At 71.3% G+C, this 10,748-nt stretch carries 2 protein-coding genes; both read right to left on the bottom strand.

Translation table 11 applies throughout. The features are described 5' to 3' along the window. Positions 1 to 92: 92 nt before the first annotated feature. On the bottom strand, positions 93 to 524 hold the full coding sequence (locus AC08OP_RS13555) for a nuclear transport factor 2 family protein (RefSeq protein ID WP_476614520.1): 432 nt from the start codon (positions 522 to 524) through the stop codon (positions 93 to 95). A gap of 47 nt (positions 525 to 571) precedes the next feature. Continuing rightward, positions 572 to 10,748, bottom strand: a 10,177-nt coding sequence (locus tag AC08OP_RS13550; protein WP_476614519.1) for an SDR family NAD(P)-dependent oxidoreductase, incomplete at its 5' end; no start/stop codon positions are given.

Genomic DNA, 10,748 nt, shown 5'->3' with positions numbered 1-10,748 from the left:
CGCCAGCACGATCTGTCAACGCCAACGCCAACGCTGTCTTCGGACGCCGGACCCAGCCAGTCGATCTACATGCGAACCAAAGGCTCAGAACACTAGTACCCGTGAAAGAAGCCATACAGGCGGCTGATACGACCGTTCTCGACCAGCGCGACGTCGAACCCGCTCACCACCGGGGCACCGCCCGGGGGGCCGACCTCCCACGAGAAGTGAGCGGCGTCGTGGTGGGCCAGAACCGTGCCATGCGTGAAGAGCATTCCCGCGAAATTCCGCCGGGCGTCGGCGATGTAGCCGCCGATAGCCGCCACCCCGTCGGCGACGATGTTGGGGTCGACATAGACGGCGTTCGGGACAAAAACGTCGGCGACCAGTACCTGCAGGGCCGCGTCATCCGTCTCGTTCCAAACACTGATGTACCTGTCGACCAGGCGAACAACAGAGTTCTTGTCCATGACAGAAACCCTATCAGCCGAATATCCCGCGGACAGCATTGCCGCCGATATCGGCGTGGTGGGCATCGACGGCATGCCCACCACGCCCTTACCCGGAGCCTCGGCCCCGTGGTTCTCCGGTTCTACTCAAGCTCGTCGACGAGGGCGAACAGTTCCTCGTCCGCCACGTCCTCCAGATCCCGGTCGAACTGTTCGTCGACGGTCACCGCCGCCGGCCCACCGCCGAGTATCTGGTGAAGCCGCGCCACCGCCTCCTCGGAGAGTCCTCCCTGCAACATCAGGGCCTCCACCTGGTCCAGGAGGGGCGAGAGCTGTTTAGCGGCCACCAGTTCGCGCACTTTCTCAGCCAGTGCCGCCGGGGTTGGATAGTCGAACACCAGAGTGCTCGGCAGGCGTTCGTCGGCTGCCGCGGCGAGCCGGTTACGCAGCTCGACCGCGGTCAGCGAGTCGAAGCCGAGTTCTGTGAACGAGGCGTCGCCCACGATCGCGGCCACGTCGTCGTGCCCCAGAACGGCGGCCACCTCACGACGGACCAGGTCGAACACGGCGCCCGGCTGTTCCCAGCGGAGACCGGTCCCGGCGGGCGCGGGTTGCCGCCGGCCGGACCCCGGTGGCACCGCCCGTCGGGGACGGGGCGCAAGGTCGCGCAGCACCGGCAGCGGGTTCGGGGACGCGCCGAGTGCGGCCCGGTCGATCCCGGTCACGGCGAACACCGGCTCACCCGGGAGTTCTGGCGCGGCGAACATCGAAGTGACCAGGTCGAAAGCCGCCAAGGCCTCAGATGAGCCGATCGGGCGCAGTCCGAGCGCGGAGATCCGGCCGCGGTCGGTCCCGGAGAGCGCCTCCCCCATCCCGGTCTCCCACGGACCCCAGGCCAGCGACACCGTCGGCAGGCCACGGACGAGGCGGTACTCGGCGAGGCGGTCCAGGAAGCTGTTCCCCGCCGCGTAGTTCGCCTGCCCGGCGGTGCCGAGGAGCCCGGCGATCGAGGAGTACAGCACCACAGGCCTGGCCCCGGCCAGTTCGTGCAGGTGCCAGGCGGCATCGATCTTGGGTCGGAGCACTGCGTCGATCTGCTCGGCGGTGAGCCCTTCGACAGTTCCGTCATCCAGTATCCCGGCGGCGTGGACGAAGGCGACCGGTAGGTGGCGTTGGACAAGATCGGCGAGCGCATCACGGTCCGTGACGTCGCAGGCGGCCGTGATGATCTCGACCTCGCCCACGGCGTCATCGATCCGCACCGCGGCACCGCTCCGGCTGACCAGCAGCAGCGAACGCGCGCCGTGTCGCTGCACCAGGTGCGCGGCCAGCGCGGTGCCCAGCGCTCCACTCGCCCCGGTGATCATCACGGTGCCCGTTACCCAGACAGGAGTAGGACTCTCCGGTCCCCGCGGGTCCTCCCGCGCCAGGTGTCCCGCGGCTGGTCCGCCCACCCGCCCATGGCGGAGCAGCCTCGGGACGAGCACCTCCCCGCCACGGATCCGAACCTGTGGCTCATCCCCGTGACCGCTGCCGGCCACCAGTGTCCTGACCGCCTCCCGAACATCGGCGGTGCCGTCCCAGTCCGGGCTGTCCACCAGGAGGAACCGGCCGGGATGCTCGGTGGCGGCGCTGAGGACCAGGCCCCGGACAGCGGCATGGGCAAGATCCGCCCCGACGACGACGGCGAGTCGTCCGACGCTGTCGGCGTCCAGCCAGGCACGCAGCACGCCCAGGGTGTGGTGGACGGCATGCCGGGCGCGGCGCGGCAGATCGCCTTCACCGGAGTCGACCTGGACCACGTCGAGCGCGGTGCCGTCGCCCGGCTCGGCGACGGGCCCCCGCTCGACATCCAGTGCGCGCCACACGGGGACATACACCAGATCCTCGCCGGTCGGGGTACCAGCCGGCGGCCGCAGCACGAGTTCGTCCACCTCGACCACGACCTGGCCGTCATCATCGGTCACCAGCAGGCGCACTGCGTCCGCACCCGTCGGGGTGATCCGGGCACGCAGCACCATCCCGCCCGCCCTCGCGGTCCCGGGATGGAAGCGCACTCCGGCCCAGGCGAAGGGCAGGGTGGCGGGCCGGTCACCAGCGACCTCGGGCAGCAGCGCGTGCAGGACCGCGTCCAGCGACGCTGGGTGCACCGCGAACTCCGCGGCGGATCCGACCAGTTCCGGTGGCGTCCCGGTCTCGACGAACAGCTCCCCCTCATGCCGCCACAGACGCCGCAGCCCCTGGAAGGCAGGACCGTACTGGTAGCCGTGTGCCGCAACCCGCTCGTACATCCCAGAAAGATCGATCTCCGTCATGCTCTGCGGCCAGGGCTCCGGTTCCACCGCGGCCGGATGGCGTTCGGTGTCGAGGGTGCCGGTGGCGTGTCTGACCCAGGGAAGGTCGCCGCTCTCGGTGCCCTCGGCCCGGGAGAAGATCGTGATGTCGGCGCCGTCGATGGCCAGCTGGATCGTGAGCGCGCCAGCCTCCGGCAGGATCATCGGCTCGACGATGGTCAGCTGCGCTGTCGCCCCGACCGAGGCGGCGAGGTCGACCAGCACGGTAGCCGGCACCATAACGTCCCCCTGCATCCGATGGTCGGCCAGCCACGGGTGCGTGGACAGGGACAGCCGGCCGGTCAGCACGGTGGCGTCCCCTCCCCGCGCGCCGTCCCGGGCGAGATCGACCGCCGCGCCCAGCAGTGGGTGCCCTCCCGGACGCAGACCAGCGCCGGACACGGTGGGCCGGCCGACGGGGTCCAGCCAGAACCGCCTGCGTTGGAACGCGTACGTGGGAACGTCGACAGGCTCGGCGCCAGGGAACACCGCGTGCCAGTCGACATCGACGCCCCTGGTGAACAGGCTGCCCAGGGCGGCAACGACGGTGTCCGTCTCTGCTCGGCCCGCCCGCCTCAGCGGCACGGCGGCAGGAAGGTCAGCCGCATCACCGTGCGCACCGGAGGCGATCATTCCGGTGAGTACCGCGTCGGGGCCCACCTCCACCACCGTGCGCACACCTTCGTTGTGCGCGGCGCGTATCGCCTCGTGGAACCGGACCGTCGCCCTGACCTGGTTCACCCAGTACTCGGGATCGGTCCATCCGTCGCCCCGTTCCCCGGTGACCGTGGATATCACCGGGATCGTCGGGGCCGAGTAGACGATGTCCCTGGCGACCGCCCGGAAGTCGTCCAGCATCGGTTCCATCAGCGGCGAATGAAACGCGTGGCTGACCGGGAGCCGTTTGGTGCGCCTGCTCTGACGGGTGAACTCCTCCGCCACGAAATCCAGCACCGCCGCCTCGACACCGGACAGCACGATGGAGGTCGGGCCGTTGACCGCGGCGATCGCCACCCCTGACGGCAGGCTTCGGGCCTCCAGCTCACCGACACCCGCCTCGACCGCGACCATCGCCCCACCGCCGGGCAGGGCCTGCATAAGACCGCCGCGGGCGGCGACCAGCCGGGCGGCGGCGGGCAGCGACAGCACCCCCGCGACGTGCGCGGCGGCCAGCTCGCCGATCGAGTGCCCGAGGACCAGGTCCGGCACGACTCCCCAGGACTCCATCAGGCGGAACAGCGCCACCTCGACGGCGAACAACGCGGGCTGCGCCACACCGGTCTCGTCCAGCCGTTCCCCGGTGACGATCGCGTTCTGGACATCCGCGCGCAGCGAGGCGTCGAAGTGCGCGCAGACCGCGTCGAAGGCTGCCGCGTAGACCGGATACGTAGCGGTCAGTTCGATCCCCATGCCGAGGCGCTGCGCGCCCTGCCCGGTGAACGCGAAGGCTAGCCGACCGTTCTCCACCCGCGTCGGGACCGCGTCGCGCAGTGCTCGTGGGCTGGTCGCCGCGATCCGATACGGCATCGCGGAGCGGGTGGCCAGGGTGAACGACTCGTTCACGGTGGACAGGGCGGCCACTCGTTCCGCCTGGTCGGCGAGGGCCCGCGGGGTACGCGCGGACAGTACCCACGGAAGCGGGGACACCGCGCGAGCCACCGGGCCCGGAGCCACCGCCGCCGCTGCCATCTCCGCCGTTTCCTCCGCCTCCTCGATGATCACGTGCGCGTTGGTGCCCCCGAACCCGAAGGAGGAGACACCCGCTCGGCGGGGGCGGTCCGCCCGCGGCCACGGGCGGGCCGAGGTCAGCAGTTCGACCACACCCCGCGACCAGTCGACGTGCCGTGACGGGGTGCCGACGTGCAGGGTGGCTGGCGCGACCGCGTGCCGCATGGCCTGAACGACCTTGATGATCCCTCCGACGCCAGCCGCCGCCTGGGTGTGACCGATGTTCGACTTCAGAGAGCCCAGCAGCACCGGATGCTCGCGCTCGCGCCCGTAGATCGCGATGATGGCCTGCGCCTCGATCGGGTCGCCCAGCTTCGTTCCGGTACCGTGCGCCTCCACCAGGTCGACCTCGGACGGGGCGAGCCCGGCGGCGTCGAGCGCGGCCTGGATCACCCGTTCCTGGGCAGGGCCGTTCGGTGCGGTCAGCCCGTTGGACGCGCCGTCGGAGTTCACCGCCGATCCACGGACCACGGCGAGCACCCGGTGACCGTTGCGCCTCGCCGCCGACAGGCGTTCCAGCAGCAGCACTCCTGAGCCCTCAGCCCACGCGGTGCCGTCGGCGTCGTCGGAGAACGACCTGCACCGGCCGTCCTCGGCCAGTCCACGCAGACGGGAGAACTCCACGAACGCCGTCGGCGTGGACATCACCGTGGTGCCACCCGCCACCGCCAGGTCGCACTCCCCGCGGCGCAACGCGTTCGCGGCCAGGTGCACAGCGACCAGCGAGGACGAACAGGCGGTGTCCACGGTGAGGGTCGGCCCTTCGAAGCCGAAGGTGAAGGCGAGCCTCCCGGAGGCGATGCTGCCCGCGCTGCCGCTGTACAGGTATCCCTGGACATCGTCGGGCGGCAGGTCCGGTCGGGATCCGTAGTCGCTGTACATGACGCCGACGAACACACCGGTCCGGCTGCCGCGCAGGAGCTGCGGGTCCAGGCCGGCGTTCTCCAGCGCCTCCCAGGTGGTCTCCAGCATCAGCCGCTGCTGCGGGTCGGTGGCCAGGGCCTCCCTCGGCGACAGGCCGAAGAACTCGGCGTCGAACAGGTCCGCGTCGTGCAGGAACCCGCCCCGGGCGGTGATCGAGGTGCCGGGATGGTCCGGGTCGGGATGCCACAGATCGCGCGGCCAGCCCCGGTTCATCGGGAACTCCGAGGTGGCGTCGCGGCCGTCGGCGACCAGGTCCCACAGGTCCTGCGGTGAGGCGACCTCACCCGGATACCGGCAGGCCATCCCCACGATCGCGATCGGCTCGTCCGCGCCGCCCTCACCCGTGCCGGAACGGTTCCGGAGCTGCACCGTGCCCGAGGACGAGGCCGGTGACGCTCCCTCCGCGGCGGCCAGGTTCCGCAGGTGATCGGTCAGGGCGGCCGGGCTGGGGTAGTCGAACGCCACGGTCGCCGACAGCTTCCGGCCGATCGCGGCACCGAGTCGGTTGCGCAGTTCGACCCCGGTGAGCGAGTCGAAACCGAGTTCGCTGAAGGTGCGGTTCTCCTCCACCTCGGTGGGATCGTCATGGCCCAGGACCGCCGCGACGTGCTCGCGGACAACGGCCCGCAGGTCGGCGACATCAAGCTCCGCAGCGGACGGGGTGTGCGCTTCCGTCTGGTCGGTCTGACCGTTCCCCCAACTGGCCGGTGTCGTCGCCGCGGCCGGTCCGGCCAGGTCCCGCACAAGTGCGGGCAGGTCCGTCCCACGACGGAGGACAGATCGGTCGAACCGGGTCAGGGCGACGACCGCGGAACTGGCGTCAGCAGCGGAGAGCGTGTCGAGGGCCGCGTCGAACAGGTAGAGCGCCTCGGCGGTGTCGAGAGGAAGCAGACCCGAACGGGCCAGTCGACGACGGTCGACCTCGGTCAGCCGCTCGGAGACACCACTGGTCTGCGCCCACAGGCCCCAGGCAAGGGAGACCGCGGGCTGACCGAGCCCACGGCGGTGCTCCGCCAAGGCGTCCAGGAAGGTGTTGGCTGCCGCGTAGTTCGCCTGGCCCGCCGTACCGACCAACCCGGCGACCGAGGAGTACAGGACCAGAGGTCTGTCACCCGCCAGTTCGTGCAGGTGCCACCCAGCGTCCACCTTCGGGCGCAGCACCGTGTCGACCTGTTCGGCCGTGAGTCCGGTCAGGGTCGCGTCGGCGACAACGCCTGCCGTGTGCACCACCGTCGCCGGACTGTGCTCGGCGAACACCCGTTCCAGGGCTCGCCGGTCGGTCACGTCGGCGGCCACCAGCGTCACCCGCGCGCCGAGGCCGACCAGCTCGGCCTGAAGCCCGGCGGCGCCCGGCGCGTCCATGCCCCGGCGGCTGACCAGCACGAGGCTGGTCGCCCCGTGCCTGGTGACCAGGTGTCTGGCCAGCACCTGGCCCAGCGTTCCGGTCGCTCCGATGATCAGCACCGGACCGGCGGCCCAGTCCACCCCGGTCCCCGGGCCGCCCGCCGGCGCACCGGCCGCCGCGGTCAGCCGTGGTACCAGAATCCTGCCGTCCCGAATCGCCAGCTCCGGCTCCAGGACACGACGAGCGATGGTCAGCTGCTCCTCGGTGGTCGACTCGTCGGCTTCGATCAGCACCAGCTGACCCGGGTACTCCGACTGGGCGCTGCGGATCAGTCCCCGGACCGGGGCGTTCGACAAGTCCGGGGTGATCACGAACGCATGGCGCACCGGACTGTCGGCGGTCAGGATCTCCCTGAGTTCCTCCAGAACGGCGTGAACCAAGGCCCTCGCCATCGCCGGGACATCCGCCGCCGCCGACGACAACGACGAGACGTCGCGTTCGGGCGACCGCTCCAGGAGCGAGCCGGCCGGCAGCCGATGCAGGACAGCGGGTGCAACGGAGTCGTCGGGACCCACAGCATCCCGCCAGACCACGGTATGCATTCCCGGTCGTGGCGCGTGACCGCCCTCGATGGGCAGCAGCGCGAGTTCGTCCACCGTCAGCACCGGGCGGCCGTCGCCGTCGTGGGCGACCAGGCTCGCGCTGTTCCCCCGCCGGGAGACCCGCGCGGTCAGCGCCGTCGCGCCGGTCGCGTGGCGGCTGACTCCCGCCCAGGAGAACGGCAGAACCGGTTCGACGTCGGAACTGACCACGCCGGGAAGCAGAACATGCATGACCGCGTCAAGGAGCGCCGGGTGCACCCCGAACCGACCCGCCTCGGCATGGTGTCGGCGCGGCAGCTCCACTTCGACGAACAGGTTCTCCCCGTCGTGGTGCACCGCCCGCAGTCCCTGGAACGCCGGGCCGTAGTGGTATCCCTGGTCGGCCAGCCGCTGGTAGACCCCGGTCAGATCGACCTCGGTGCCGACACGCTCGGGCGCGGCAGGCGACGACTGCCACTCGGGAACGAGAACCCCGCGGGCATGCTGGCGCCACCCGGTCGACTCGCCGGTCCCGGCGGGGCCCGGCCTGGAGTGGATCAGTACCGAACGGCTGCCGTCCGGCCCCGGGGGGTCGACCCGGACCTGGAGCTCGACCGCCGCGTCCTCGGGCACGACCAGCGGCGTGGTGATCATGAGTTCGGCGACGGCCGGGCAGCCCACCCGCTCCCCGGCGTACAACGCCATATCCAGCACCGCCGTGCCGGGAACGACGACCTCGTCACGGATCCGGTGGTCAGCGGTCCAGCCGGTCGCGGTGATCTCACCGGTCAGCAGGGTCGCGCCGTCGACGAGGCCGACCACGGTGTCGAGCAGGGGGTGCCCGGCGGAGGGGGTCTCCAGCCAGTACCGGCGGTGCTGGAAGGGGTACCTCGGCAGCGAGACCATCCTCGTCGCCGGCAGCAGCAGCGCGGACCAGTCGACCGGCACGCCCCGGACATGGAGGGCGCCGAGGGCCGCGAACGCCGCCTCCACATCGCCTCGCCCGGAACGCAGCATCGGCACCGCGACCGCGCGGCTCCCGTCGTCCTCGCCGTCCGTGAGTGCCTGGGAGACCAGCGCGGTCAGCACACCGTCCGGTCCGATCTCGAGGAACTCGGTGACGCCGTTACGCCGCAGGGTGGCTACTCCGTCCGCGAAGCGGACGGCCTGGCGGACCTGGGTCACCCAGTAATCCGGCGAGGTGAGCTGTCCGGCGGTCGCGATCTCTCCGGTCACGTTCGAGACGACCGGGATCCGCGGCTCGTGAAAGGTGATCGCGCCCAGTTCCGCCCGAAAGCCGGCCAGCACGTCATCCATATGCGGCGAGTGGAAAGCATGGCTGACCGAAAGCCGCCGGGTGCGCCTCCCCTGCTTCGACCAGTGGCTGGTCATCGCGGTCACCGCGCTGTCATCGCCGGAGACCACCACGGCCCGCAGGCCGTTCACTCCGGCGATGGTCGCCCCGGCCACCAGCGAGTCGAGCGCCTCGCGCTCGGTGATCTCCAGTGCGGCCATCGCCCCGTCGTCGCGGGCGGACTGCATAGCCGCGCCCCTGGCCGCCACCAGGTGGCAGGCGTCCGGCAGGTCGAACACCCCGGACACGTGCGCTGCGGCGACCTCGCCGACCGAGTGCCCCAGCAGATGGTCCGGGGTGACGCCGTGGTGCTCCGCGAACCGGTACAGCGCGACCTCGACGGCGAACAGCGCGGCCTGGGTGTAGGCGGTCTGGTCGAGCAGGGCCGCGTCCGCTCCGTCGGGTTCGGCGAACAGCACGGCCCGCAGCGGACGCTCAAGTACCGGGTCGAGGTGCGCGCACACGTCGTCCAGCACAGCCCGGTAGATCGCGGACCGCTCGTACAGCTCGCGGCCCATCCCGGCCCGTTGCGCGCCCTGGCCCGTGAACAGGAACGCGGTCGCTCCGCGGCCCGTGCCGTCGCCCAGCACCACCCCCGCCCCGCCGGAGGTGCCCGCGGCGACGGCATCGAGACCGCGCAGCAGGGCGGCCCGGTCTGCGCCGAGAACGACGGCCCGCTGGTCCAGTCGAGCCCGCCGGGTGACGAGGGTGCCGGCGACGTCGACGACGTCGGTGTCCGGGTGTTCGTCCAGATGGGCGCGCAACTGCGCGGCCCTTGTCCGCAGGGCCTGTCCGGTACGGGCGGACAGGACCAACGGCACCAGCGGACGACCGTCTCCCGGGTGATCCTCCGGAGCGCGAGGCGCGGCTGCCGGCGGAACGGGACGCGCGGTGTTCTCGGCCTGCTCCAGAATCACGTGCGCATTGGTCCCGCTGATCCCGAAGGCGGAGACCGCCGCCCGGCGTGGCCGGCCGCGGTCGGGCCAGTCCTGGTGGGCCACGAGCAGTTCGACCGCGCCCGCGGACCAGTCCACGTGCGGCGAAGGATCGCCGAGGTGCAGCGTGCGCGGCTGGATGCCGTGCCGCATCGCCTGGACGATCTTGATCACTCCGCCGACTCCGGCTGCGGCCTGGGCGTGCCCGAGATTCGACTTGAGCGAACCCAGCCGAACAGGTTCGTCGCGGTCCTGCCCGTAGGTGGCCAGAATGGCCTGCGCCTCGATCGGGTCGCCGAGCCGGGTGCCGGTGCCGTGCGCCTCGACCAGGTCGATGTCCGCCCCCGACAGACCGGCGTCGGCGAGCGCAGACCGGATCACCCGTTCCTGGGAGGGTCCGTTCGGCGCGGTCAAACCGTTGGACGCGCCGTCGGAGTTCACCGCGGAACCCCTCAGGACCGCCAACACCTGGTGACCGTTCCGCCGGGCGTCCTCGAGTCGTTCCACCAGCACCAGACCGACGCCCTCCGACCAGCCCGTGCCGTCGGCATCCGCCGAGAACGACCGGCAGCGACCGTCGACGGACAGGCCCTTCTGCCGGGAGAACTCCACGAACGTGCTCGGGCCGGCCATCACCGTGACTCCGCCCGCCAACGCGAGGTCCACCTCGCCGGAGCGCAGCGCGTTCGCGGCCAGGTGCAGGGCGACCAGGGACGACGAGCACGCGGTGTCGACGGTGATGGCGGGCCCCTCCAGCCCGTAGGTGTAGGCCAGGCGACCGGAGATCACGCTGGAGGTGTTGCCTGCCAGCAGGAAGCCCTCCACCTCCCGCGGGGTGGCTGGCAGCCGGGAAGCGTAGTCGTCGTACATCACGCCGGTGAAGACCCCGGTGCGGGATCCCCGCAGCTCGGTCGGGTCGATGCCGGCGTCCTCAAAGGTCTCCCATGCCGTTTCCAGCAGCAGCCGCTGCTGCGGGTCGGTGGCCAACGCCTCTCTGGGGGACATGTCGAAGAACGCCGCGTCGAAGAGGTCCGCGTCGTGCAGAAAGCCACCCTGACTCGTGTAGCTGGTACCGGGATGGTCCGGATCGGGGTGGTAGAGCCTGCCCAGGTCCCAGCCC

This window comes from Frankia sp. CeRuru1 (assembly GCF_977966315.1).
The sequence above is the reverse complement of the archived record's forward strand: the minus strand, read 5'-3'. Positions and strand labels throughout refer to the sequence as shown.

Bases quoted from the DNA above. Each gene is read 5' to 3' on its own strand.
- AC08OP_RS13555 (WP_476614520.1), bottom strand. From the start codon at position 524: ATGCCGTCGATGCCCACCACGCCGATATCGGCGGCAATGCTGTCCGCG.